Genomic DNA, 25618 nt, shown 5'->3' on the forward strand with positions numbered 1-25618 from the left:
AGAAAAACCTAGGCCTTGCCCGCCGCAACCCCTGCCCTCGCCTGCCCGTGCTGCCGCGTGGTCACCAGCCCGATAAAGGAAATCGCCAGCGCCAGGCCAATGGTCGACGTCACTTCCAGACGATGCTCGGGCGTCACCATCATCACCGCGAGCGCGGCGCAGATGAACGCGATTACCAGCCACGTCAGCCATGGAAACAGCCACATGCGAAACGTCAGCTCGACGTTCTGCCGACGCAGCATCCGGCGCATGCGCAATTGCGAAACCGCGATCACCAGATAAACCAGCAGCGCAATTGCGCCGGAGCTGGCGAGCAGAAACTGGAACAATCCGGCCGGCATGAAATAGCTGAACAGCGTCACCCCGGCACCGATCACGGTGCTGGCGATCACCGCCGCCCTCGGCACGCCCGCCGCGGAGGTCACTTTCAGCGGTTGCGGAGCATCGCCGCGTCGACCCAGCGAGAACAGCATTCGTGAAGAAATGTAGATCGAGGAATTCATGCAACTGGCCACCGCGATCAGCACCACTACATCGACCAGGAATTTGGCGTTGGGAACGTTCATCAGCTCCAGCGCGCGCTGGTAAGAGCCAACGGACGCCAGCAGCGGATCGTTCCAGGGCACCACGGAAATCACCACGAAAATCGACAGCAGATAAAACACGCCAATGCGCCAGATCACCGAGCGCGTGGCCTTGGCGATGTTCTGCGCCGGGTTGCTCGATTCGGCTGCCGCGATGGTTACCGCCTCCGTCCCGATAAAACTGAACATGATGGTGATGAAGGCGCCAACCACCGCCGACAGGCCATTGGGCGCAAACCCGCCGTGCTCTTCCATCAAGCGGCTCAACCCGCTGGCCTCACGCTCCGGAATCCAGCCCATCAAGACCGCAAAACCCAGCCCGATGAACCCGATGATCGCCACCACCTTGGCCATCGCGAACCAGAACTCGAACTCACCGTACTTGGACACGCTGAACAGGTTGGTCACCACCAGCAAAATGATCGACAACAACGCGAACAACCACGCATCGACCTGGGGAAACCACTGATTCAAGACATGCCCGGCGGCCAGCGCTTCAATCGGAATCACCAGCACCCAGAACCACCAATACAACCACCCGATGGTGAACCCCGCCCAACGGCCGATGGCCTGATCGGCGTAGGTGGAAAACGATCCCGTGTCCGGATGGGCCACGGCCATTTCACCGAGCATGCGCATGACCAGCACAACCAGCAGGCCGGAAAACAGATAAGCGAGCAAGACTGCCGGGCCGGCGGCGGCAATGGCGTGGCCGGAGCCGACAAACAGCCCCGCACCGATGATGCCGGCAATGGAAAGCATGGTGACGTGACGCGGCTTGAAGCCCTGCGCCAACTGACCGTTCGAGTCCTTCGAGTTCAAGCTATTCATTGTTTTTGTTGTTCTCTGGTGATCGACGTTTGGGCGTACTGACGACGTGTCAGGCGATCATCATTTCTTCCTCTTGCCCTGCTCCAGAGCGGCGCACCTCAAGCGCTGCAGCGTTACAAATCGGTCGGACGACGACGCAGGGCGATGAAATGATGCGTCACCTTACGTGCCCGGCGTTGATCGCAAATAGCCTGGGAGCGGCATGGACGAGTCTGATTTCGACATGAGTCGACCTCGCGCAAAAAACAAAGGCAGCACCCGCTTTCGCGAGGTGCCACCTTCATCAATTGCCGCTCATCAGGCCTTGTTGCCTGCTTCTTCCAGAGCCTTTTCAGCATTGAACCCGTCGAAGTTCTCGAACACGCCCATAAAGCCCGGCACGGTCACTGCTCGCGCCCAGTCGCGCTGCAGTTCGCAGTACATCTGCACGCGGCTGATGAGCTTTGCGCCCGCCTGCTCCATTCTGCGCAACGCCGCCTCGTGTGCGGCGAGCGATGTGCCGCCAACCGCATCGACCGGCACATACACCTCATAACCTTCCTGAATGGCGTCGAGCACCGGGAAAGTCAGACAGGCTTCGGTCCAGAGTGCAGTCATGATGAGTTTCTTGCGGCCAAGCGCCTTGACCGCCTGTTTGAATTCCGTGTCCTCCCAACTGTTGATCGAGGTGCGGTCATAGGTCGGCAGGTGACCGAGCACCTGTTGCAGCTCCTGAATCGGCGGCTTGTTGCGGCCGGTCGCGACATTGACAGTCGAGTGGATGATCGGAAGGTCGTAGTTGACCGCCGCCCTGGCGACGCTGGTGATGTTGAAGACGAGCTCGTCACGCGGCATCGAGCGGATCGAGGAAACCTGAACAGGCTGATAATCGATGATGATCAACGCCGAGTTTTCCGGGGTCAGCAACTGATCGGTCTGGGCGTTGCGGAGCGTTTCGCTTGCCATGGGCAAATCCTTTTTATGGGTGACGCACGTTGGTGAAAGGGCCGAAGCCCGTGCGGAAAATCAATTCCAGGAAAGGCGAAAAGCCTGAGGTGCCTGGAAAATCCATTGTGCTGTTCCCATGTTCGAGGCAGTAGTAGCATCACGCGATGTGCTGTGTCGCACAACGGGGAACGCAAGCATGGATATCGAAGAACTACAGACCTTCGTGGAAGTGGCTGACGCCGAGGGCATTTCGCAGGCTGCACTGCGTCTTGGCGTATCGAAGTCGATCGTCAGTCGCCGCCTGGCCCGCCTTGAAACCGAACTGGGTGTGCAACTGCTGGCACGCTCAACGCGCGGTTCGGCACTCACTGAGGCTGGTGCGATATTCCGGGACTACGCCGCCAGGGTCTGCACCGAGATCAACGTCGCCAAGGAAACCATCCTGCCCGCCGGCGCGCTCCGCGGCCGACTGCGCGTGGCCGTTCCGCTGTCGTTCGGCCCGACTCACTTCGCGCCGGTGCTGGCGGAAATGGCGCGCCGTCACCCTCAGTTGCATATGCAGACTTGCTACAGTGATCGCTTCGTTGACCTCATCACCGAGGGCTACGATTGCGCCATTCGAGTGGGTTATCTGAAGGACTCCAATCTGATCGCAAGGCGTATTGGCCCGGTCTTTACCAAGCTCGTCGCGAGCTCGGACTACATCAAGGCGCACGGCGCCCCTGAGAAACCGGACGATTTGGTCAACCATGAGGCGCTCATGCAGGGCACCGAAGCCTGGCAATTCATGGACGGCGACAAAACCGTCACGGTTCGTCCGCAAGGACGCTTCAAGGCCGACAACGGCACCGCCCTCGTCGCCGCTGCCATCGCAGGCCTCGGCGTCGCCTACCTGCCCGACTGCCTCACCCACGAGCACTTGGCATCGGGCGCACTGATGCAGATCATGACAAACCATCCCCCACCCCAGGCCGGCGCCTACATTCTCCGCCCGCCGGGTCCGCATCCTGCCCGGAAAATACGCGTGCTCACCGAGCTGCTGATCGAGTTCTTCGGCGAATCTCCGCACCTGGCGGTGCAGCCTCTGTCACATCAGGAGGATGCGCTGACGCCTACCTGAACCCACACAGGAGATGTGATTTGCTGCAACGCCCGCAACAGTCAATGCGTCGAACTGCGTTTCTCGCAGACACAACGGCGCTGATCCTGTTCTTCACAACCACCGGCATCATCAATGAACGATTCATTGCCGGCATGACGTGGGATCAGGTTCTTCATGCGCGCCTTGTGGGCGCCGTATTGATGGTGCCAGTCGCAAGGCCTTACGGCCTGTGGCGGGACTGGGTGATGAAGCGAGCCAGTCCGCGTCGGGTTTCCAGGTTGCTGTGGGACAGCTTCGCCCTCGTCAGTTTCCAGGTGCCCCTCTATGCAGCGATCATTGCCTCCAGTGGGGCATCGGGAGGTGAGTTGATTCGCGGAACGCTCGGTGCGGCATTGATGATGCTGGCGCTGGGGCGACCCTACGGCGCATTTCTCAACAGGGTGCGCAAGGTATTCGGCTTGCCTCCGGGTGGCGACAAGCCGATGTCGCTGAACAGTTGAGCGACCTCCGACTTCAGCCCTTGGTCAGATCAACCAACGGTGTCTGCCGCACCTCGGTCTCCCGCCCGCCCTGAATGTCGCTCACCTGCTTCAAGGCCTTGTCCACGGCCGCCTTATCCGCCAACAAGCTGTAGCTGATGCGGAACTGTTTGTGTTCCTTCGGCCCGATTGTCGGTACCAGGTTCAGTGGACGCTGATAACGGCGGTTGTAGGAAAAACTCGTCCCCGGCTCCAGCCCGGTGACATAACCCTGGCCTTGGGTATCGGTGTTCTTCCACAGGGAAAACACCGGCAACGTCTGCGTATTGAAGCCAACCGAAACGCCCAGGCTGCCGGCCTTGTTATGCAACACGGTCAACGTATCGCCCTTGGCATCGGCATACGGCACGACGTTGTAAACCGTTTCGTCGTAGTCCTTGGTCGGTGCGCGGTAGGTTTGCCATTCAGCCAAATCGCCCTTGGCCTTGTCGTTGAACGGCGACACCTGTTTCACCGGCGCGGCGAAACGAGCGCCCTGCTCCAGGAACGGGGTGCTGAAGTTGCTGTGGTACAGCGCCTGGTATTCCTTCGGATAGTCACCGTTGTTGGTCAGGGTGTCGTTAAGGGCGAACACGACGCTGCCGGGCTCGGTGACCAGTTCGGTGGCGACGGAGAAGTCGACTTTCTTGAACGCCTGCTCTTTCAGCTCACCACGCAGGGTGATGGCGTATGGTGGCGTTTCATCGATGTGCAAGGTGACTTTGTTCGCCGGAATGTTGGCGGCCCGACCGTGCAGGGTCAGCAGTTCGCCGTTGTCGACGCCGGGGTGGCCGACCCATTCGTATCCGCAGCGGGTCACCAACTCATTGAAACCCTCCAGCCAGCCCAGTCCACCGCGGCCATTGAGTTCGATGAAGGACGGATTGACCACCTCCTTGACCGGCGAATCCCAACCCATGCGCACATCGCCGACCGAGGCCTGCAAGATGTTCATTCCTCGCGTCGGCACCACCGAGAGTTTCATCGTGCCGTTATCGATGTCGACAATACTGACGCCCTCCTGCCGACCACCATGCAAGGTGCGCAGGCTGACGCTGAAGGGTTTGTCGGTTTTCACGCCGAGTTGCTGGCTGGTGATCTGCCAGTTCTGAGCGGCTTTGTCGGTGTCGAGCAGAACGTAATCCCAGGCAATGGCGTGGGAAGCAGCGGACAGTGCGCTGAGGGCAACAACGAGTTTGAGCGGGGTCATGGGAGTGGCCTTTCTTGGAGTTGTGCGGTTTTTATAAACCTGCTGAAACGTTTCATCAAGCTATGTTTCCAGCCAGTCAGAATGAAGCTGCGGAAAACGCTTTTGCAGCCACTCGATAAAAACCTGAACCTGGGGTGCCAAATGCGTCCGACTTGGATAGAGCAACGAAACAGGGCGAGGGGCTGGCCGATAGGACTTTAGAATTTCCACCAAATCGCGACTGGCCAAATGCTCGGCCACGGTAATCCCAGGCGCCTGGATTATTCCGAAACCCGACACGCCGCACTGGACATAAGCATTCGACTCGGTAACGGTGATGCCCGCGTTACTCACAAACGTTCGATTCTGACCTTTCACCGAGAAATGCCAAGGCAATGTCCTGTTGTTCTGACCGGACAAGAAGTTGACGCCTCGATGGGAGGCCAGATCGTCGAGTTTCTCGGGTTCCCCGTACTGGTGCAGATACTCGGGCGCGGCACAGGTCACCATGGTCGCCATCGCGATAGGGCGAGCGATCAAGGTCGAATCCGGTAGATCGCCAATACGCAATGCACAGTCGACGCCCTCTCCGATCAGGTCGACAGCCCGGTCAGTCACGCCCAGAACCATGTTGATACCTGGGTAAGAGGCGGTGAATTCTTTAAGGCTTTTGATGAATTCCAACTGCGCGAAAGCGGTCGGGATATCGACACGAAGTCGGCCCGTGAGCGTTGCTCCGGATCGGTCAAACATTGAGGTCGCAGCAGAAATATCCGCCAAAATCTCCTGTACCCGCTCATAGAACCTCTCGCCCTCGGCGGTAAGGGCCACCTTTCTCGTGGTGCGCTGAAACAGGCGCACGCCCAATGACGTTTCCAGCTCCTGGATATATCGGGTGACCTGGGGCCGCCCGATGTCCAGCGATTCGGCGGCTTTGGTAAAACTGCCGAGTTCCGCAAGCCTGGCAAACAGTCGCATCGATTGAAGCAGTTCCATGTCGCTACCCTATGAACCCGCTTGACCGCGAGTCGAACATGATTGTTGCTCAAGGATAGAACAATCATGTCTTTTGCCACGCATTTATTGCGCATCGTCAAAAGCGAAAAATGCACCCAAGGCAGAACCTGTCTGGTTTGAGGCCATTGACGTGTATTTGGAGATTCGCAATGAAAGCGTGGTTATTGAAAGATTTCGGACTCGACAACCTGCAATTGGGAGAGGTCGCGACTCCGCAGCCCAAGGCTGGCGAATTGTTGGTGAAAGTCGGTGCTGTCTCGCTCAACTTTCGCGACAAGGCAATCGTCGACGGCATTTATGAACCGCACATGGTGCCCAAACCACTGATCCCGGTGAGCGATGCCGCCGGCACGGTGGTAGCGATCGGTGACAACGTCACGCGTTTCAAAGTCGGTGATCGGGTCAACTCACATCTTTACTCACGCTGGCTGGATGGCGAGCCAGGCCCGAACGAACCCGATTACTGCTTCGGTTCACCGCTCCCCGGCGGCTTGGCCGAATACATGATCATCCATGAAGACAGCGCCGTCGGTGCCCCGGACAACATGAGCGACGAAGAGGCGGCCACACTTCCGATTGCTGCGCTCACAGCCTGGTATTCGCTGGTGGACTTTGGACAGATCCAACCGGGCCAAACCGTATTGGTTCAAGGCACGGGAGGTGTGTCGATATTTGCCGTGCAGATCGCAACTGCGCTTGGCGCGAAGGTCATCGCAACGTCGAGTAGCGATAAGAATCTGCAAACCGTCAAGGGGCTGGGGGCCGTGGCAGGCATCAACTACAGAACGACCCCTAAATGGGCGGACGAAGTGCTGAAGCTGACCGAAGGCAAAGGCGTGGATTTACTGCTCGACGTAGCCGGCGGCAGTGGCATCAATCAATCGGTCGCCGCAACCAAGGCATCGGGGCGCATTGCGCAGATCGGATTTTTAACGGGGCAAACCGTAGAACTCAATCTGATGCCACTCATCTTCCGCCAGACGACCATTCGCGGAATCGCCGTAGCGCCGCGCTCATCATTCGATCGAATGAACACATTCCTCAACCAGCACAAGATCCGCCCCGTGATCGATCAGGTGTATCCGTTCGAGAGAGCACGTGAGGCTTATGAGCATCTCGCAAGGGGAGCATTTGGGAAGGTTGTGATCAAGATCGCTTGATAACCTTAAGGCGCCAATCCGGCGCCTTTTTTTGCCTGCGTCAGCGCTCTGAGGTGTGTCGGATTTCGACATCGCGAGCCGCGATCAGACGTCTGCAGCGCAACCGATGCTTCACACAACAGATTACGGCTGGTTTCCAGAAGCGAGTAAACCGGGCGGAAAGCCGTCGTGTTTAAAGCCTTTTTTGATTTGTGTTTAGAAACGCCCGGCATTACTTCCCCACGGCTACAGCGTCTTGCGTCATTGCCTACGACTACGCCAGAATCCGCCGGCTTGTGCGTCTGGGGTGCGGGTTTTATCGTTTCCGGGTCACTGAAAAACAGTGATCGGGTTTGGTAGCCCGGATTACCTGTCGCATCGCAACACCAGATTGCAGGGACTCTTTCGTCCTCTGTTTTATGGTGGCCATGCGTAGGGCGTCTTCGGACGCGCCGGGTATCCAGGTGACCGGTCTACCAACCTCCGTATGGCCACCACCCTCGTTTGGTAGCGAGGCTGATGGCTCCACTTTCTCACCCTGGAGTTACATCTATGTTCAAGCCAACACCGAACCCACCGGAAACCGATCCGGTTTCTCCCTACAAATTTCCCGATTCCCGAACCCTCAACGAAGCGGCAGAACGCGCGCTCGATCACTACCTCACACCTCAGCAACGGATCATGGGCAGCCATCACAAGCACGACCCCATGTACATGGCCAACCCGGCCTACAACACTGAATCCCTGTTGGCCAACGCCAGCGAATCATTGGGATCCGCCAGCGAAATGCTCAATAACTTTGCAGCGACTCTGGAGCCTGCCCACCGCAAGACTGCGATCGGGATTGCGCAGTTGGTGATGTTGAGTGAGTTGGCGGTGAATCAGGCGTTGGATCATGTTGAGGTGAAGAGCTAAACCCCTGCCCTCTATAGCGTCCGGATAGTACGCATCGACAGAGGGAATGAGCGTTGCCTGTAGCCGCCATGGTAAATGGCAGCTATTGGCAAAAAAGAGACAGTGGACATTACCTACGCCAAGGCGCTAGCGTCAGCCCCTTCAATGTGAGGGCTACAACATGGACGCTATTGCCGACTACTCAAATGAACACCATCGCCGTTGCGTCGTGCAACTCTGGCAAACCGTTTTCGGCTACGAAACCGCGCATAACACTCCCAGCCTCGCTATCGACAAAAAACTGGCCGCAGCGGATGGCCTTTTCTTTGTTGCCCTGTCAGAAAATGAAGTTGTTGGCACCGTTCTCGCGGGATACGACGGTCATCGTGGATGGTTGTATTCGGTGGCGGTGCACCCGTCGCACCGCAGAAAAGGCATAGGGATGAATCTGGTCCGTCATGCAGAGGAGGCTTTGACGGCGCGAGGGTGCATGAAAATCAATCTGCAAATCGTCAGCTCAAATGAAAGTGTCAAAGCCTTTTATGAATCTCTCGGCTATTCGACCGAACCCCGCATCAGCATGGGGAAGATGATCGAGTCGAATATAGTGGTGCCTGAAGAGAAGCCCTTTTTAGGTAAGCGCCCAGTCAAGATTGACGCGCAGAGGCAAAGAAATGCCTACCCTCATGCGTTCTCTCGCGAAAAACTCTCACCAAAACTCATACATGCAAAATATATTTGAACCCCTCACCAAGCATATAAATAAAAGAAATAAAAACCATATCAAAAAAATCTAACACAGTACTAATTGGCAAACTAAACACTTAATGTAGTCTTCACACCCCCCTACACTACCGAGGCCGAATCACATGAGGAGAGCTTCGATCTACTTCGCTGCCGCACTGTTTATTTTTAGTGCCGACCAAGTCTTCGCACTTATTGGAAATTCACTATTGGGAAAAAACAATTGTCTTGTTGCCTGTGGGCGCGGCCCGATGGGAGTCGCTCCTCTAGGCGATATAATGAAAGGGGTGAATGAGTTTGCTTTTGGCCCGACACTTGATGCCTTCGAGCAAAAAGGAAAAAACATAATAGACTATGCATCAGAAAAAGCTGGGATTGAGCGAGTCGCTTTAGGTAAAACTCTAGAAGATAAAATTCAGATAATTTCGGAAATCGCCCAAGATAGCGTTTCTCAACTTGATTCAGTTCTTCGCAACAATGTAAACCTGGGAATAGAAGGACTTTCTCGATCAATTGAATCACTTGACATTGTAGGATCCAAACAAAACGATCAGCTCAATTCTCTTTTTAGAGGAGTAGTATACTTAGTATCCGTCGCAGCGTTTATAATCTGGTTGGCAAAATACATTGCAACAAAGAATGGCCCAATGAAATCGCGACTATATCAAGCCAGATGGCGTTTTTTTGTTTCAGGAGTTGCACTTACGATAATAATTGCGGCACCTTTTTTTATTCCCCAGTTAAAATACAGGATCCCAGAAATAGAAAAGAGTCTACTGACCGATTACAGTGCTGAATTTAAGAATCTTTCTTTTCAGCGCTCTGCATATATTGCAGGAAAGCTCGCAATTATCGATCCAAAAAACCAGGAATACTTACGCATGCGTGATGTTTCAACTGTGCTTCGTGACGTATTCTTCAATCCGGCCTCATACAGAACTACCGAAGGTTTGAGTTCAACTCAGCTCAAAGTAGCTTCACTGCTTTTATCTAATAAAACCCATGAGACAATAGAGGATAAACCGCAGAAGTTCGTCAACGACTCTTCTTTGGAAATCGCGCTCGCAATGATTGTTTGGCAGGTACGGCAAGATGATATTGCCCATTTCCAAGCCGCCAACATTTGCGCTCACATCATCCAGCGCGAGCTTAGCAAACCTATCAATGACCGAGTGCCACTGTTGCCGCTTGCAGGACATTATTTGGATGCATATCTAGTAAATCCTATTGGAGACATTGATTTTGAACGTATCAAAGACATTCGAGCAAGTGACAGCCCAATAACCCCGGACATTTATGAAACCAACTACCCATTGATAAAAATCGAGGAGCTACGCGAGATAAGCAAACTTTACAACCAAAAAAAATCAGATTCTTCCAGCACTCAAAAAAACGAGGCACTTTCAGAGCAGTTAAATTTCGGAAAAAAAATTTCCGAAACTTACTCAGTTGTAATTCCTGGCTACATTGAAATGCTCAATCTAAACTTCATGATGCGCTCGGCGAGTGGTGAGGCACTTCAAAAACTAACAATCCAGCGAAAGATGGCAGCAGAAAAAATTATCAATTCCTGGAATGAAACATTGGCCAACCCCACTGGCTCTTACTTATCTTCAAACACCAATTTACGCTTGTCGCTACTTACTGCCCTAAGCACTACCCACCAAAGAGCTCAAGCTTACGGAGAGTCAACCGAAGCCTCTGTGCCTTCAGCGTTGAATGAAACAACTATAGATAGTTTGCCCGATGAAAAAATCTTCTACAAAAAATGGATTTCAACAATGAAAGGGGCTGTTCGCCCTTCCGGAATACCATTATTATCTTTGAGATCTAAAGCGCAATTCATGCTTGATCAAGACCTTCTGATTGCATTTGAAAAATCCTATATGGATTTCTTAAGTGAACCGACGAATATTGAAAAGGCCGGAGCGGCCGCCTCTAATGCGTCACGCCTTGGACTATTTGTATGTACAGACCAAAACAGTAGCGAGCCAGAAGAAAGGTATAAAACTGTAGACTGTTCAGTTCCAAATGCTAGAAGCTTGCGAGCAGTTTGGTACATCAGGTCTATTATTCCAGTAGAGAAAAGAACTATTGCCGACTCTTGGACAAAGTCACTAAAACAGAGCTTTATGAGACCACCACCAATAATTTAGCAAGGAGACACATTTAAATGAACAAGCAATTAAGATCCATTGGCTGGCTGCTAATTTTAGTTTCATCCTTTAGCCTGACGGGTTGCGAATGGATCCGGGCATTAATAGGAGGCGGAGCAACTAACAAATGTAGCGACAGCCAGATATGCTGTATTGTTCAGACTGGTCCAAACGCTGACAGTAAAGTTGAACAGTGTGTTCAAAATGGGGAAGCATGCTTAGTTTTGGGAAACACATTCAAAGGTGAAAACGGGTATCCCCAAGCGAAAACCTCAAACTCCACCAATGTATGCGTAAACTAAATAACACTAATGAATAACCTTAAACAAAGTATTGCAAAAAAGCCAGACAAAGGTATTTCATAAAAATTTTTGACAGAAAAAATGGAGTAAAAAAATGGGGACGCATCTATTCTCGCCCAGGCTGCTATTGAACAAAAATACTCACTCCAGCGAGGTCACCAAGCAAGTTTCGAAACCCTCCAACCTCTTGGGCCATTCGTTAATCAGAACGACTGCATCGTCACCTTGATTCAGGTAGATCAGGTAGTCGCCAGTCTCGAAGGCAACTTGAAAGCCGACAAGCCAAACCTCTCCGCCCTCCTCTTCGTCGACAACGCCTTGAACCGCTGTGATGATTTTTCCTTCGAGAAATAGAGCCGACCTGTTGCGAAGCAGATTTTCCCTACGCCACGAGCAAACGCTGGCAGCATCAAGTGCGAAGGGTGTGGGAAGTTCCAGATAGGACTCATCAGCTCCAACACTTTCCCCATCGCTCAGCAGGTACATCGCAACTTTCTGATGTTCGTCACACCGCCAGAGCAACGGCCCTACGTCAGACAGGCACTTTTCCTCGTTGAAGTAATATTGGTCATGCAATAACTCAGCAAGTCGCTGCCCCTGCAGCAGCTGCGCATTTCTCAAGTCATTCGCCATCCTCTTTCGGGAGGCGGCATAGCGGTTAGACACTGGGCAGTTCCCTATTTATTCGCAACCCAGGCTCTCGGAATCGCCTGACGTCGCCGACAAGATCGCCTGATATCCACCCTCTTCCGGAACATATGAAACGAACTGATTACCCGCACCCTTTTGCATCCAAAGACGCCCACAATTCGTGCATTCATAAACATCTAACGTCCGGTGGATGTGGAGGTTCGATAATCGGCTTACCAACTCGTCGGTCGCGTTGACCCAAGGTGCAAACTCACCGAAAGCCTCGTCGATCACAGCCTTGTCTCCCGACTCGGCAGCACTCATCAGAGGCTTGAGTTCGTGGTTTACCTCTTCCCAGAATGCATCTTCTACTTCGTCGCGAAGCAGACTCGCCTTGTAGGGCAAGCTGTCAGTCTGATCGACAATCACGTGCCCACATCTGCAACCCAATTTGCTCATTTGCGGCTCAAACCTTTGAGGTTGCCCTCGTCATTAAAAGGCGGACAAGTCTTTGGCGAACATCTCGATTTGGGCAGGCGTGACCAGCAACGAACCATTTATCTGCCAATCGCAGTCGTCATCTGAAGTAGAGCCCAAGTAGACACGCAGAAAAACGAATCCCGGGAAGGACGGATCCAGGCTGGCAGAGAAAGCCAGATCTTCGGTTTCGGAACGCCAGTCTTGCGAATCGTCTTCACTCGGCGCTATAGAGGTGAAGAACGCGTCCAATCGATGCCGGTTATCCGAAGAAGAGATACTTTCCGACGTGATTTCTGCATGCAGGTCAGTACCCGTGAGTCGAACCCGGATACAGTCAGCCCGGCCACTTGGGCACGGCATGATGGTCAGGGTCAGCCCATCTTGTTGCTTTAATTCTGCTTGCATTGCTGCACCGTCATCCTGAATGAAATGCTCGTTACTACTGACTGAGAACACTGCGGCGTCAAACAACGCTTTCACGTTGCAAACTGCTCACATGCCCGACACCCGCAGCCTTCAATCGGACCACCAGGTCATCGCGCGCTGCTCGCCCGCCAGCACGTATGTACTCGAGCTCCGCCGCGGTGATCAGTACCACCGGGACCATTCTCACAGGGGATAACGGCATGTCATCCAGTCGGGTAGGGAAATCCGGTTCCGGGGCGCCCAGCAGAACGCCGGTCGAGTCATCTTCGGTCACGAAGTGTTTGGGGAATTGATCACACATGTGGTTCGAGAGGCTGAACCCGGGAATTTCAATGGACATCGCACCGTATTTGTCGAGTCCGCGAGTGTAGCCTCCAGCGTCCGCAACCGTTTTGGCAACGTGCTCCACCAGCTCGAATGCCCAACTGCGCTGGAAAGGATCGACATCACCCACCGGGCCACGGGCGTGTTCGGGTATATCGGCGGTTTCTACGAACAACTCCATCTCGAAACCATTACCCATTTCTTCCGCGTCATCGAATGGGTCTGACAGACCTTCCGTGGCGATGATGATTGTGTCGTCACGGCGAACCACCCGGTAGGCCTGACGGGTCGAGGGCCAGTAAGGACCACCCGAAAAGCTCGGACTGATCATGTAGGCAAGGACATCGCGCTCGATTGTGCCGACTGATGCCCAATGACGATCCAGGCACGCTGCGCTGGCCTCTCGGGCAGCCAGATTTGCCGCTTCAGCCTCGGTCATGCTGTCGTAGATATCCGGCTCATGGACTTCAAGGGGTTGTGGTGTTGGCTCGACGTCTTCGGTTTTAGAACGTTTCAATGAAACGAGAAGCTTCTTGAATAAATTCATGTGCGTTCCTTGCGGGGTTTCGGTTCGCTCTCCATGAAAGGGGCGAATGTGTTTTCGTGAAATGGATCTGTTTTTGAATGTTGGCACTATGCCTCAAACCGCCCCACCGAAAACAACGAAAGATCCAGCTCACTCTCCCCCCGCAAACACCACTGCGCAAACGCCTCCCCCAGCGCCGCCGAGTGTTTGAACCCGTGCCCGGAGCACGCCGAAACCACCAACGTGTGTTGCAACCGTGGATGCTCATCAATGATGAAATGCCGATCCGGCGTAACGGTGTAGGCGCAAACCGCTGACTTCACCACCCGATCCGTCAGCCCGGCAATGCGCCCCTTCACCTGCTGCTCGTGCATCTCGCGTTCTTCCTCGGCCGAGACTGTGCGATCCAGAGTCTCGGGCGTGGATGCGCTGTGATACTGCGCCGTCGCCACCTTCAAACTGCCCTCCCCCGGCAATGCGGGAAAGCCGTAGAAGTCGTCGTCCGGGCCGTGAGTGAAGATGAACGTGGGTGAGTGGCCGACCAGTCCTGCGTCAGGCTCGGTTTCGAACCAGAACAGTTTTTGCCGATACACGCTGAGCAGTCTGTCGAACGGCGCGCCGAGCAAGCCGCCCGCCCAGTTGCCGGCGGTGACCACCAGTTTGTTCGCTCGCACGGTGCGCTGGTCGGTGGTGACGGTGACGCCCTGTTCGTCCGAGCTGATGTGGGTCACGGTCTCGCCCTTGTACAGGGTGGCGCCGTGTTGTTCGGCCAGTCTGAGTTGCACGTCGATGCAGCGTTCGGGCCTTACGAAACCACCTTCGGGTTCAAAGTAGCCAATGGCGTCGTCGCGCACCTGGGCAAACTGCGGAAAGCGCTGGCGGATCTGGGCAGCGTCGAGGACTTCGTGTTCGATGCCGTAGGCCTGTGCCAGGGCGATGGTGCGCAGGGTGAAGTCGGTTTCGTCGGCGGGATCGAAGTCGGGGCTGGAGGTCAGCACCAGCAGGCCGGTCTGTTCGAACAGCGACTCGCCCGACAGCGCTTCCAGTTCGCGCCAGATGCGATGGGAGTTGCGCACGATGGGCACGTATTGCGCGCCCTCGCCCACCGACAGCCGGGTAATGCGGGTGTCGCCATGGCTGGAGCCGAACGCATGCGGCGGATGGTGGCGGTCGATGCCGACCACGTTGACCCCGGCCTTCGCCAGTTGATACACCGTGGCCGCGCCCATGGCGCCGAGGCCGATGACCAGTGCTTCGCATCGTTCCATGATTGATTTCCGCTCAGACAAAAGAGCCACAGTGAAGCGGATCAGGCGATGGAAAACAATCCGTTGAACGCCGCGCCCAGGCAAAAATGCGGGAGCCGGGCTAGTTCAGTCAGGCTGTCTGTCGGTACTAACTGTAATCAAGCGAAATTTGAGGTTGGGAACCCGGGGAATGTCCTTTTGACCAGCCACTGATTGTCCTTTCGTTCATGCATCGACAGCCCTCGCAAAGGGCTGCACGACGTTAACGAAGCAGGAAAATCGTGGCTGTGGGACGCGTCTTTAAAGACGTGGGGATTGTTCGATGTGAACGGATTGCATCTCGGCAACGACGGCCTCAATCACACACAAAGCCGTCGGCGACAGGCTTCTGCCCTGCAAGCTCACCACCCCAATTTCAGAATGAAATCCCGGCCTGTCGACAACATGAAGCTCGATCAAACGCCCCACCCGAATATCTTCAGCCACGGCGCCATGGATGACGCCGAGGATGGTGTCGGTTGAGCCGGCCACGGTCTTGAGCAACGCCACGTCATCACACTCCAGCACGATGGGCAATGCCTGGCGGGTGGAGATGCCGAGGGTTCGGGCGGTCTCGAGTTTCACCACTTCCGGCAGGCGCGTTGTGGCGATGCCGTAGCCTTCCAGTTCGCCCATCGACACCTGGCGTCCGGCCAGCGGGTGCTCCGGTCGTACGAAAAAGCCTGCCGAGACCTGGCCCAGCGAACGGATCAGCAGATCGGATTCCGCCGTGAAGTTGCGGATGTCGGCAACAAAGAATTCGATCGCTTCAGCGCGCAGCCGCGCTTCGAGAATCTGCCAGTTGTTCACTTCCACGCGCAGGGTGACCGCCGGGTGATCCAGGCGCAGTCGCGGCACCACTTGATGCATCAACATCGCCGCCGGGAACGGCCCGACGCCAAAAGCGAGGCTACCCAGTTGGCGATCGCTGTAGAGCGCCATGTCCCGCTCCAGCGACCGGGCATCGAACAGCAGCCGCCGCGCCCGCTCGATCAGAAACTCCCCCGCCGGCGTCGGGCGGACGTCGCCGGTGTCGCGATCGAACAGGCGCTGCCCGGTTTCGCTCTCCAGCGCCTGAATGCTGCGGCTCAGGGCCGGCTGGCTGAGGTGCACGCGCTCGGCCGCGCGGCCGAAATGGCGTTCATCGGCCAGCGCGAGAAGGTGTGACAGTCGTTTGAGGTCCATTCCAGCGATGCTAGCGACGCATTATCCGGATGTAAACAATGCATTGGATACATCGCTGCCTTGCCCCTAGGCTGGAGCGCATTCGACCCTCGGAGAACAACAACAATGAAACCGACCCTCTACACGATCCTCGCCCTGACGCTGGTGTCCCTCGCCGGCTGCGACAACAAGCCCAGCATCGCAGCCGGCGACGCCACGCCCGCCACGGCAGCGCTGATCCAGGCGTCGATCAAAGGCCTGGACCTCAGCGACAACCGCGACATGGAAGATGCCCAGCGCGGTTTCATCGCCCGCCCCACCGGCAAGATCCTCGGCGCTGACGGCAATGTCCTGATCGATTTCGACGCGTACCGTTTCGTCGAAGGCCAGGCGCCGGCCACTGTCAACCCGAGCCTGTGGCGGCACGCGATGCTCAACGCGCAGATCGGTCTGTTCAAGGTTCGCGACGGGATTTACCAGTTGCGCGGTTTCGACATCGCCAACATGACACTGATCGACGGGCAGACCGGCTGGATCGTGGTCGACCCGCTGACCTCCCGGGAATCCGCCGCAGCGGCGCTGGCCTTTGCCCGCGAGCATCTGGGCAACAAGCCCGTCACCGCGATCATTTTCACCCACGACCATGCCGACCATTTCGGCGGTGTACTGGGCATCACCTCGAGCAGCGAAGTGGCCCAGCGCAACATTCCCATCGTCGCGCCCGCCGGGTTCATGGAGGAAGCCACCAGCGAAAACATCCTGGCCGGCCCGGCGATGGCGCGGCGTTCGATGTATCAGTTCGGCAAGAACCTGACGCCGGGCGCCACCGGCATCGTCGACACCGGGCTGGGCAAGAACGTCGCCTACGGCAGCATGGGCATCCTGCCGCCGACGCAGATCATCGACCAGCCGATCCAGCCGCTGGTGCTCGACGGCGTCAGCTTCGTATTCCACAACATGCCCGGCGCGGAAGCCCCGGCCGAGCTGACCTTTTCGATCCCCGCGCTCAAGGCATACGGCGGTGCGGAGCTGCTGACGCAGACCATGCACAACCTGCTGCCGATCCGTGGCGCCAAGGTCCGCGATGCGCTGCGCTGGTCCGACTACATGCAAATCGCCCTCGACGAGCTGGGCGACACCGAGGTCTATTTCGGTCAGCACAACTGGCCGATCTGGGGCAACCAGCGGATCCGCGAATTCATCACCAAACACCGCGACGTCTACAAATACCTGCACGACCAGACCGTGCGCCTGATGAATGCCGGTTACACCCCCAACGAGATCGCCGACAAGATCCAGCTGCCGGATTCGCTGGCCTCGTACTTCGGCACCCGTGGCTATTACGGCGACCTGCGCCACAACGTCAAGGCGATCTACCAGCTGTACCTGGGCGCCTACGATGGCAACCCCGCCCACTTGAATCCGCTGGTGCCAAAGGAATCGGCAAAGCGCTACGTCGAATTGATGGGAGGCAATGCCAAGGTGCTCGAGGCCGCGCGCGTGGCCTATGACAAGGGCGAATACCGCTGGGTCGCCGAGCTGCTGGATCAGGCCGTGCTGGCCAAACCCGACGACACGGCCGCCAAGGAACTGCTGGCCCGCGCGTACGAACAGATGGGCTATCAGGCGGAATCCGCAACCTGGCGCAACAGCTACCTGACCGCTGCCATGGAGCTGCGCAACGGCCCGCCGGCCAAGGGTGTCAAACGCTCCGACCTGATCGAGCTGATGAAGCAGACGCCCACCGAACGTTTCCTCGAAGCCATGGCCGCGAGCCTCGACGGGCCGGCGGCGGATGGCAAGAACTGGACCTTCAATCTGGTGCTGACCGATACCGACGAATCGTTCGTGCTGTGGATCGAGAACGCCGTGCTGCACTACCGAAAAGGCCCGACGGCGGCGAACGCCAACGCAACGCTGACCGTCACCAAGGACCTGTTTGTCCAGCTGCTGGGCGGCACCGCCGGGCTGAAGGAAACGCTCACTTCCGATGATCTGAAGGTGGATGGCAGCAAGGTCGATCTCGTGAGGTTTCTGGGGCTGCTGGAAAAGGCGCCGGGGAACTTTGCGATAGTCGCCCGGGCAGGAAACTGACCCACCGAGGCCATCGATTGATCAAACTCCCGGTCGATGGCCTCTGGACGCTTACCCAAGCAAAATCCAATGAAAACCGGAGGCTCGGTCAAAGCTTTCCATTGGATTGTTCAGCATCCTGCGCAACCCGATCGCCGCGAAGCCATCCAGCGTATGGACGTAGAACTTGCACCCGAGCGAAACCCCGAATCCATCGTTTTCATCATTGATGATGACGCTCCTCTACGTGAGGCGCTTGGCAGCCTGCTGCGCTCCATCGGCCTGCGCGTCGAGCTGTTCGGATCGGTCGCCGACTTCATGCAATACCAGCGACCTGACCTGCCCAGTTGCCTGGTGCTGGATGTGCGATTGCAAGGCACCAGCGGGCTGGTCTTTCAGCAGGCGCTCGCCGACGCCAACATCCATTTGCCAATCATTTTCATGACCGGGTACGGCGACATCGCCATGACCGTTCGCGCCATGAAAGCCGGTGCCGTCGATTTCCTGGAAAAACCGTTTCGCGAGCAGGCAATGATCGACGCCGTGGTCGCCGCGCATACGCGGGACAGGTCACGCCGCGAGTGCGAACGCCGCCAAAATGAATTGCGCACACGCCATGGGACACTCACGGTCAGAGAGCAAGCGGTGATGGCGCTGGCCGTCTCGGGTCTGATAAACAAGCAGATCGCCAGTGCCATCGGCCTGAGCGAGATCACCGTGAAGATTCACCGCAGCCAGGCCATGCGCAAGATGCGCGCGCAGTCGTTTGCCGATCTGGTTCGAATGGCCGAAAGTCTGGGCATTAACCATTAGATGTATCGCCCTTATGCGGCGCGCATAGAGTTGTTTATATACGTTGGTATGACTTCTCCATACGCTGGCAGGATAAAACTAAACTTATGCAACATGGTTGATCCCTACCGCCAACAGTAAAATCCCTCCATCAAATGCGACGGCCGGCAAAGTTATTGACTTCGTGGTTTCCTCGCGCGCCGACACTTGTCGATCCACTCATTGACTCAGGGATGACTGATCAACATGTATGACTTTTTTGAAGACTCGTACCGCGTGCTGAAGTTGTCCCACGTGTTGCTGGTCGGTGGCCTGGGCATGTTGATGGTGGGGATTTTCCTGGCTTATGTGTTTGACGCTCACTTGAACTTGCCCACGCTGGTCGGCGCGCACGGGATGACGATCCTCGGGCCGACCGCGATCAAGCTGGGCTACGTCATGCGCTTGATTGCGTACAACCGTATTCGCCTGGCAGCACAGGAACATGGAGTTTCCCACTAGAAGTATTCGATTGAGTTCAGACCTGTCTGGTTGCAACCGGAAGTTCATTAACGAAATCCCACTACGACTCAGGATGATCATGATGAAAACTATTGGATTGGTATTACCCGTCGCCATTGTTTCAGCCACCTGGATAGTTGCCACTCATGCATTCGGCGCAAGTTGCCTGCCCGATATGCCGGTGGCGAACAGGCAGGAAACCAGTGCTCCGGATTCAGAAACTTCATCAGTGCAACAGCACCGGGCCAGAAAGGCGCCGACCCAGATTGCCGAAGGGGGTTCGGATCGGCTGATGGAGCGTCGTGTAGCCGAAGGCGGATCCGATCGTTTGATGGAGCGTCGCGTTGCCGAAGGCGGATCCGATCGCCTGATCGAACGCCGTGTTGCCGAAGGCGGCTCAGATCGCCTGCTCGAACGCCGCGTGGCCGAAGGCGGCTCTGATCGCCTGATCGAACGCCGCGTGGCCGAAGGCGGCTCAGATCGCCTGATCGAACGCCGGGTAGCCAGCAATCAGTACGATGCCGCGATGAACATGCAAATGCATTTTTCGATGGATTGATTGGCCGGCTGAGCCCTTACTCCGGCAACCCCGCCAACCGCAAACCTTCGGCAAACCGGGCAACGTCTTCAGGTCGTTGAATGGGCAACCACGCGCTCAGGCTGGACACCCGCAATGTCGGGTCCAGCCGGCGCACCCGTTCCATGGCCTGCCCGGCTTTGTCGGCTCGTCCATTGAGCGCGTGGCTGGCGGCGATCAGGGCCGCCGCTACCAGCAGACTGGGCAGATTTCCCTGCGCTTTCTCGGCCCAGGAAACCGAACATTCGAAGCGACCGGCGAAGAAGTGCGCCAGCGCCATCCCGACCTGCATGCGGAACATTTCCGGATCCAGCGGGCTCAGTCGCACGGCATGTTCAAGGTTGGCAATGGCGGCTTCGGTTTCGCCACCCAAGGCGCGCAGGATGCCACCCAGATACCAGGCCGGCGCCAGATTGGGGTTGAGCAATCGAGCTCGATCAAGCAGGGCGATGCCGCAGTCGACATCCCCGGTCAGATGGGCCAGGGCATGACCGCAACGGGTCAGCGCCACCGCGTCGTCACGCCCCAGCTCCACGCCCATGCGCGCCAGCCGCGCACCTTCGGCGATTTCCCGAGGCCGGTCGGTCATCCAGCCGTTGAGCTTGCGCCAGAAGTGGCACCACGCGGCCATGCCGTATGCCGAGGCAAATTCCGGATCCAGTTCGATTGCCCGGTAGAACAGCGCCAGCGATTGCTCGATCGCCTCACGGGTGCCGATGTGCAACTTGGCCGTCCCGCGCAGGTAGTAATCGTAGGCATCGAGGCTGTCGGTGGGCTTGCGCTTGGCCCGCTCGATTTCCGCTCGTTCAAGCTGCGGCGCAATGGCGCCCACAACGCTCTCGGCCACTTGATCCTGGAGTTCGAAAATATCGTCGAGCAGGCCTTCGAAGCGCTCGGCCCACAGATGCGTGCCGCTGCACGCATCAATCAACTGGCCGGTGATGCGGATCTTGTTGCCGCACTTGCGCACGCTGCCTTCCAGCACGTAACGCACGCCCAGTTCCAGCCCGACGCCCCGCGCGTCGACCGCCCTGCCCTTGTAGGTGAAACTGGAGTTGCGGGCGATGACGAACAGCCAACGCAGGCGCGACAGCGCGGTGATGATGTCTTCGACGATGCCGTCGGCGAAGTAGTCCTGCGCGGGGTCGCCGCTGAGATTCTGGAACGGCAGGACGGTGATCGACGGCTTTTCCGGCAGGACAAGTGTCGTGGCCAATTCGGGTATCGCAGGCGCTTCGGGCGCATTGACGGGGCTGTCGCTCAAGGTGATTTCGCCGACGAAGCGATAGCCCTTGCGCGGCACCGTACGCACCAGGCGCTGCTGCTCACCGGTGTCGCCGATGGCCTTGCGCACGGCGTTGATGTGGCTGGTGATGGTCGACTCGGAAACGATCCGGCCACTCCACACGGCGCTCAACAATTCGTCCTTGCTCACCACCCGTTCGCGGTTGCCGACCAGTAGCAGCAACAAGTCGAAGACCTGCGGCCCGACAGTCACAACCTCCCCGCGCCAGGTCAGTTCCCGGCGCTGCTGGTCGAGCAGGTAGTCTTCAAACACAAATTGCACGGTGGCTGTTCTCTGGTCTGGCGCCCCCGACTCCGTGTCCGAGCGGGCGATTGTCGTGCGCCCAATGATACGGCAGACCCTGGGCCGTCGCACCGGTCTGGGCATTGGTCTACGCATCTGCCGACGGATTGGCCTGTCTGGACAAAAAACCAAGGCAAATCCAAGGTCACCACAAGGATTTGCCCGAGCGCCGCAAGCATGCTCAACCCACATCGACAGCAACGGTTGCGGTCGGCAAGTGGAGAGATGTCATGAAGATAGTCGTTATCGGAGGCACCGGCCTCATCGGATCGAAACTTGTGAACAATCTGCGCGAACGCGGCCACGATGCCCGCGCCGCCTCCCCCAACACCGGCGTCAACAGCATCACCCGCGAAGGCCTGGCCGAAGCAATGGACGGTGCCCAGGTGGTGGTCGACGTGTCCAACGCGCCGTCGTGGGAAGACCAGGCCGTACTCGACTTCTTCGAGACCTCCACCCGCAACCTGCTTGCCGCCGAAGCCGCCGCCGGAGTTCGCCATCACGTGGCGCTGTCGATTGTCGGCAGTGAGCGCCTGCCCGCCAACGGTTACTTCCGCGCCAAGGTCGCGCAGGAGAATCTGATCAAGGCGTCCGGCATTCCGTACAGCCTGTTACGGGCCACGCAGTTCTTCGAATTTGTCGGCGGCATTGCCCAGTCCGCCACCGTCGGCGAGGAAGTGCGCCTGTCGCCGGCGCTGATCCAGCCCATGGCTTCTGACGACGTCGCTGCTGCGCTGACGGATGTGGCACTGGCAGCGCCGATCAACGGCACACAGGAAATTGCCGGCCCCGAAGCCATGCCGCTCGACGAGTTGGTCCGGCGTTTTTTCCGCGCCACCCACGACACCCGCAAAGTGATCCCGGACGTCCACGCCCGCTACTTCGGCGACGTGCTCGACGACCAGTCGCTCACCCCCGGTAGCAGCAACCCGCGCCTGGGCTCGACGCGCTTTGAAGACTGGCTGGCGCAATCGATCCAGCGCTAACCCCCCCATCCGCTTAGAAGGAGTCTCGCCATGTTCAGCCGAATCCTGCTGGCCGCCACGTTTGCGGCCCTTTCAATCTCATCCGTCTCGGCCGTCGAGCCGCAGGCAGGCAAGGTCACCGTGGTGTTCGACCGCGCCCTGCCGAACGTTCCGGGTAAATCCATGAAGGGCGTGCTGGTGGAATACGCACCCGGTGGTTCTTCGCCGGCGCACTTTCATCCGAAGTCCGCGTTCATCTACGCCACGGTGCTTGAGGGCGCCGTACGCAGTAAGGTCGGCGACGGGCCGGAGAAGGTCTACAAGGCTGGGGAAAACTTCGTCGAACAACCGGGCGACTTCCACGCGGTGAGCGCCAATGCCAGCACCACCGAACCGTCACGTCTGCTGGCAGTGTTCGTGCTCGACAGCAGCGAGACCGACCTGGTCAAACCGGTCAAGCCGTAGTCGATCCATTCGCCGATCCACCTCCGGCAGCGCGGCTGCCGGAGAGCACCGCTAAGGGGCGCGTTCAAGGTCGGCGTTGCAAACCATGCCCGATCAAAGCATTGATCTTTCGCCCCACACCCAGTAAAAAACCGTCTTCCCTTTCCGCCCTTGCAAGGAGCAGCGGATGCTCGAACTCGCCACGCAACGCCTCGACCTGCGCACGATGGTCGAATCCGACTGGCCGCTGTTCCTCAGGCTGCATTCCGAGCCGCAAACCATGCAGTACGTGTTCGGTGAAATTGCCGAAGAACAGGTACGCAAAGGCTTCGAGCATCGGCTTCCGGCCTGGGGGCCGCAGTCGGATCACTGGTTGTGTCTGGTGGTGACCGACAGGGCCAGCGGGCAGGAACTGGGCGTGACCGGTTTTCGCATCCTGTCGCCGGGGCATGCCGAGGTGGGTTGCCTGCTGTTACCCGAGCATCAGGGCAAAGGCTTTGGCACCGAGTCGCGGCAGGCGATCATCGACTATGCCGCCGCCATCGGCCTGGACTCATTGGAGTCGACCGTGACCGACGGTAATATCGCCTCCTGCAAGGTGTTGGAGAAATGCGGTTTTGTATTCGAGCGCCGCGTGCCGCAGGCCTATCAGATTGGAGATCGGTGGTTTGACGACCTGATCTACCGCTATCAAATCAGTTGACCCCGTTTTATCAGCGACCGCCAAGGAGGCCCTCGTCGTGAATCCTTATCAATGCCTGCCACCCCGCGCTTTCTGGCGCACCGCCGTGGCTGACAAGCCCGCGCTGAACATCGATCAACTGTGGACGCCGCAGTTCGAGATCGGCAACAAGGACGCCATCGTCACCGCCGGCTCGTGTTTCGCCCAGCACATCGGCCGGGCGCTGAACGAACGCGGCATGAACTGGCTGGAAGCGGAACCGGCCCCGGCCGAATTGCCCGAAGCTGACTGGAAGGCCCACAACTATGGGGTGTTCTCGTTCCGCACCGGCAATCTGTACACCCCGGCGATGCTGTGCCAATGGCTGGAATGGGCGCTGGGCGTGAGCCTGCCACCCGACGAAACCTGGGCCCATGACGGGCGATTCTTCGACCCGTTCCGCCCCGCCGTGGAACCCGACGGCTTTGCCAGCGAGGACGCGCTGTTCGCCTCGCGCGAAGCCACCCTCGACGCCATCCGCAGCGCCCTGCGCCGGGCCAAAGTGTTCGTGTTCACCCTCGGCCTGACCGAAGCCTGGCAAAACCGCCAGACCGGTCTGGTGTATCCCGTGTGTCCCGGCACCGTGCGTGGCACTTTCGATCCGCTGCGTCACCGTTTCTGCAATTTCGGCTTCATGGACACCTATGGCGACATGGTCCGGGCGCTGGAGTTGATGCGTTCGATCAACCCGCAACTGCGCCTGCTGCTCACCGTGTCACCGGTGCCCCTGACGGCGACCGCCACGGGCGAGCATGTGCTGAGCGCCACCACCTATTCCAAATCGGTCCTGCGCGCCGTCGCCGGGCAGCTGTGTGAAGACCTGCACGACGTCGACTATTTCCCCTCTTACGAAATCATCACCGGCACACCGTTCAAGGGCGCGTTCTACCAGCCCAACCAGCGCGAGGTCACGCCCGAAGGCGTGGCGTTCGTCATGCAGCAGTTTTTCGCCGGGCTCGACGCCGTTCAACCGCTGCAAACGCCGGCCAGCATTCCCTCCACCTGCGTGTCCAGCGAGGAGCTTGTCTGTGAAGACGCCGTGCTCGATTACTACGCCTAGGTTTCTGCTGCTGGGCGACTCCCATGCCGGGGTCATCGGCAAAGCCGCGCAGGCCCGCGAGTTGCCGTTCAGCGGCGGCCCGCTGGGCACCGGCCGGGATTTCGCGGTCGACTTTTTCAGCCTGACCCGCCATGACGTGCTGTTTCGGGAGGCCGAGATGGAGCGCCTGTATCGCCAGGCACTTGAGCCGTTCGAGGTGCCGCAACTGGCGAAGGTCGGCGTGCCGCTGGTGAGTACCATTGGCCTGAGCCTGCACTACCTCGCCACCGCGCCGAACTGGACGTGCTACCAGACACCGGACGGAGAATTCGACGAAGGTTTTCTCGCAGGTCCCCTGTTCGAATCCATCGTCGACACCTTGTCCCGGCCTGCGCTGGCGTTCTATGAGCAAGCACGGGCGATGAAGCTCAAGGTGTTCGCCGTGCTGCCGCCGCAACGGGTGCCAGAGTTGTCCGATCCGCGGGTGTTCATGGCAGCGCAGGCGCTGCTGATCGAGCGCCTGCAAGGGCTCGGCATCGAGCTGATCGACGTGCGCGCGGCGGCGAACGATGATCAGGGTTTTCAGCTTCCGGCGTACTGCGAAGTGGATGACCCGTTGCACGGGAATCTGGCGTTTGGCGAGTTGATCGTCGAGCAGCTGCTCAAACAAGGTCTGTAA

Annotated in this window: 26 protein-coding genes; 15 read left to right on the forward strand and 11 right to left on the reverse strand. The window is 57.8% G+C overall.

From position 1 onward, the window contains the following. Nucleotides 1–8: 8 nt before the first annotated feature. A complete protein-coding gene (gabP, locus tag L6D74_RS24155; protein WP_236190743.1) occupies nucleotides 9–1415 on the reverse strand; it encodes a GABA permease in 1407 nt (468 codons plus the stop codon). Between the two features lie 297 nt (nucleotides 1416–1712). Continuing rightward, a complete protein-coding gene (locus L6D74_RS24160) occupies nucleotides 1713–2360 on the reverse strand; it encodes a hydrolase (protein ID WP_236190744.1) in 648 nt (215 codons plus the stop codon). 178 nt (nucleotides 2361–2538) lie between these two features. Here L6D74_RS24160 and L6D74_RS24165 point away from each other — a divergent pair, with 178 nt between their 5' ends. Next, the gene (locus L6D74_RS24165; protein WP_236190745.1) at nucleotides 2539–3462 is read left to right on the forward strand and encodes a LysR family transcriptional regulator; all 924 of its coding nucleotides are present in this window, start codon (nucleotides 2539–2541) and stop codon (nucleotides 3460–3462) included. Between the two features lie 20 nt (nucleotides 3463–3482). Next, a complete protein-coding gene (gene alaE, locus L6D74_RS24170) occupies nucleotides 3483–3944 on the forward strand; it encodes an L-alanine exporter AlaE (RefSeq protein ID WP_064595710.1) in 462 nt (153 codons plus the stop codon). 13 nt (nucleotides 3945–3957) lie between these two features. On the opposite strand, the gene L6D74_RS24175 is transcribed toward alaE, so the two are convergent. Together L6D74_RS24175 and L6D74_RS24180 are read right to left on the reverse strand one after the other, a co-directional pair. Continuing rightward, nucleotides 3958–5172: an aldose 1-epimerase family protein gene (locus tag L6D74_RS24175; RefSeq protein WP_236190747.1), complete on the reverse strand. Its 1215-nt coding sequence runs from the start codon at nucleotides 5170–5172 to the stop codon at nucleotides 3958–3960. Nucleotides 5173–5232: 60 nt separating this feature from the next. Further along, nucleotides 5233–6147: a LysR family transcriptional regulator gene (locus L6D74_RS24180; protein WP_236190749.1), complete on the reverse strand. Its 915-nt coding sequence runs from the start codon at nucleotides 6145–6147 to the stop codon at nucleotides 5233–5235. 170 nt (nucleotides 6148–6317) lie between these two features. Here L6D74_RS24180 and L6D74_RS24185 point away from each other — a divergent pair, with 170 nt between their 5' ends. The 4 genes from L6D74_RS24185 (at nucleotide 6318) to L6D74_RS24200 (ending at nucleotide 11101) form a co-directional block, all read left to right on the forward strand. Further along, the gene (locus tag L6D74_RS24185) at nucleotides 6318–7328 is read left to right on the forward strand and encodes a zinc-dependent alcohol dehydrogenase family protein (protein WP_236190750.1); all 1011 of its coding nucleotides are present in this window, start codon (nucleotides 6318–6320) and stop codon (nucleotides 7326–7328) included. 531 nt (nucleotides 7329–7859) lie between these two features. Then, on the forward strand, nucleotides 7860–8222 hold the full coding sequence (locus L6D74_RS24190) for a DUF6124 family protein (RefSeq protein ID WP_074690741.1): 363 nt from the start codon (nucleotides 7860–7862) through the stop codon (nucleotides 8220–8222). A 160-nt stretch (nucleotides 8223–8382) separates the two neighbouring features. Next, nucleotides 8383–8943 (forward strand): GNAT family acetyltransferase, encoded by a 561-nt coding sequence (locus L6D74_RS24195; protein ID WP_309295713.1) that lies wholly within the window; start codon nucleotides 8383–8385, stop codon nucleotides 8941–8943. A gap of 127 nt (nucleotides 8944–9070) precedes the next feature. Next, nucleotides 9071–11101 carry a hypothetical protein gene (locus tag L6D74_RS24200; protein WP_236190753.1) on the forward strand — a complete coding sequence of 677 codons (2031 nt, stop codon included), beginning with the start codon at nucleotides 9071–9073 and terminating at the stop codon, nucleotides 11099–11101. A 443-nt stretch (nucleotides 11102–11544) separates the two neighbouring features. Here L6D74_RS24200 and L6D74_RS24205 read toward each other — a convergent pair whose 3' ends face one another. From L6D74_RS24205 to L6D74_RS24230, 6 genes are all read right to left on the reverse strand, one after another. Beyond that, nucleotides 11545–12069 carry a hypothetical protein gene (locus L6D74_RS24205; protein ID WP_236190755.1) on the reverse strand — a complete coding sequence of 175 codons (525 nt, stop codon included), beginning with the start codon at nucleotides 12067–12069 and terminating at the stop codon, nucleotides 11545–11547. A gap of 15 nt (nucleotides 12070–12084) precedes the next feature. After that, entirely contained in the window at nucleotides 12085–12492 is a 408-nt protein-coding gene (locus L6D74_RS24210) for a hypothetical protein (RefSeq protein WP_236190756.1), read from the reverse strand. A gap of 33 nt (nucleotides 12493–12525) precedes the next feature. Next, entirely contained in the window at nucleotides 12526–12993 is a 468-nt protein-coding gene (locus tag L6D74_RS24215) for a DUF6228 family protein (RefSeq protein ID WP_236190757.1), read from the reverse strand. Next, nucleotides 12977–13810, reverse strand: coding sequence for a suppressor of fused domain protein (locus tag L6D74_RS24220; protein WP_236190758.1), 834 nt, complete (start codon nucleotides 13808–13810; stop codon nucleotides 12977–12979). Before L6D74_RS24220 ends, L6D74_RS24215 begins: the two co-directional genes overlap by 17 nt. An 86-nt stretch (nucleotides 13811–13896) precedes the next feature. Then, nucleotides 13897–15057 carry an N-methyl-L-tryptophan oxidase gene (gene solA / locus L6D74_RS24225; RefSeq protein ID WP_236190759.1) on the reverse strand — a complete coding sequence of 387 codons (1161 nt, stop codon included), beginning with the start codon at nucleotides 15055–15057 and terminating at the stop codon, nucleotides 13897–13899. A gap of 279 nt (nucleotides 15058–15336) precedes the next feature. Next, the gene (locus L6D74_RS24230; protein ID WP_236190760.1) at nucleotides 15337–16260 is read right to left on the reverse strand and encodes a LysR family transcriptional regulator; all 924 of its coding nucleotides are present in this window, start codon (nucleotides 16258–16260) and stop codon (nucleotides 15337–15339) included. A 105-nt stretch (nucleotides 16261–16365) separates the two neighbouring features. Between L6D74_RS24230 and L6D74_RS24235 the strand changes: the two genes are divergently transcribed. The 4 genes from L6D74_RS24235 (at nucleotide 16366) to L6D74_RS24250 (ending at nucleotide 20164) form a co-directional block, all read left to right on the forward strand. Then, complete coding sequence (locus L6D74_RS24235) at nucleotides 16366–18333, forward strand: alkyl/aryl-sulfatase (RefSeq protein WP_236190761.1); 1968 nt, start codon at nucleotides 16366–16368, stop codon at nucleotides 18331–18333. Between the two features lie 153 nt (nucleotides 18334–18486). Further along, nucleotides 18487–19125 carry a response regulator transcription factor gene (locus L6D74_RS24240; protein WP_074690961.1) on the forward strand — a complete coding sequence of 213 codons (639 nt, stop codon included), beginning with the start codon at nucleotides 18487–18489 and terminating at the stop codon, nucleotides 19123–19125. 225 nt (nucleotides 19126–19350) lie between these two features. Beyond that, nucleotides 19351–19605 (forward strand): hypothetical protein, encoded by a 255-nt coding sequence (locus tag L6D74_RS24245; protein ID WP_039771078.1) that lies wholly within the window; start codon nucleotides 19351–19353, stop codon nucleotides 19603–19605. Between the two features lie 82 nt (nucleotides 19606–19687). Beyond that, a complete protein-coding gene (locus L6D74_RS24250) occupies nucleotides 19688–20164 on the forward strand; it encodes a phage infection protein (RefSeq protein ID WP_236190762.1) in 477 nt (158 codons plus the stop codon). A gap of 16 nt (nucleotides 20165–20180) precedes the next feature. Here L6D74_RS24250 and L6D74_RS24255 read toward each other — a convergent pair whose 3' ends face one another. After that, nucleotides 20181–21749, reverse strand: coding sequence for a winged helix-turn-helix domain-containing tetratricopeptide repeat protein (locus L6D74_RS24255; RefSeq protein ID WP_236190764.1), 1569 nt, complete (start codon nucleotides 21747–21749; stop codon nucleotides 20181–20183). Nucleotides 21750–22000: 251 nt separating this feature from the next. On the opposite strand from L6D74_RS24255, the gene L6D74_RS24260 reads away from it, so the two are divergent. The 5 genes from L6D74_RS24260 to L6D74_RS24280 all read left to right on the forward strand — a co-directional run bounded on the left by L6D74_RS24260 (nucleotide 22001) and on the right by L6D74_RS24280 (nucleotide 25618). Continuing rightward, the gene (locus tag L6D74_RS24260; RefSeq protein WP_085649148.1) at nucleotides 22001–22756 is read left to right on the forward strand and encodes an SDR family oxidoreductase; all 756 of its coding nucleotides are present in this window, start codon (nucleotides 22001–22003) and stop codon (nucleotides 22754–22756) included. A 30-nt stretch (nucleotides 22757–22786) separates the two neighbouring features. Beyond that, on the forward strand, nucleotides 22787–23200 hold the full coding sequence (locus L6D74_RS24265; protein ID WP_236190766.1) for a cupin domain-containing protein: 414 nt from the start codon (nucleotides 22787–22789) through the stop codon (nucleotides 23198–23200). Between the two features lie 166 nt (nucleotides 23201–23366). Continuing rightward, nucleotides 23367–23882 (forward strand): GNAT family N-acetyltransferase, encoded by a 516-nt coding sequence (locus L6D74_RS24270; protein WP_039771072.1) that lies wholly within the window; start codon nucleotides 23367–23369, stop codon nucleotides 23880–23882. A 37-nt stretch (nucleotides 23883–23919) separates the two neighbouring features. Then, entirely contained in the window at nucleotides 23920–24960 is a 1041-nt protein-coding gene (locus L6D74_RS24275) for a GSCFA domain-containing protein (protein WP_236190768.1), read from the forward strand. Beyond that, on the forward strand, nucleotides 24929–25618 hold the full coding sequence (locus L6D74_RS24280; protein ID WP_236190770.1) for a hypothetical protein: 690 nt from the start codon (nucleotides 24929–24931) through the stop codon (nucleotides 25616–25618). The genes L6D74_RS24275 and L6D74_RS24280 overlap by 32 nt, the downstream gene beginning before the upstream one ends.

It is taken from the genome of Pseudomonas pharyngis (assembly GCF_021602345.1).
GTDB lineage: Bacteria > Pseudomonadota > Gammaproteobacteria > Pseudomonadales > Pseudomonadaceae > Aquipseudomonas > Aquipseudomonas pharyngis.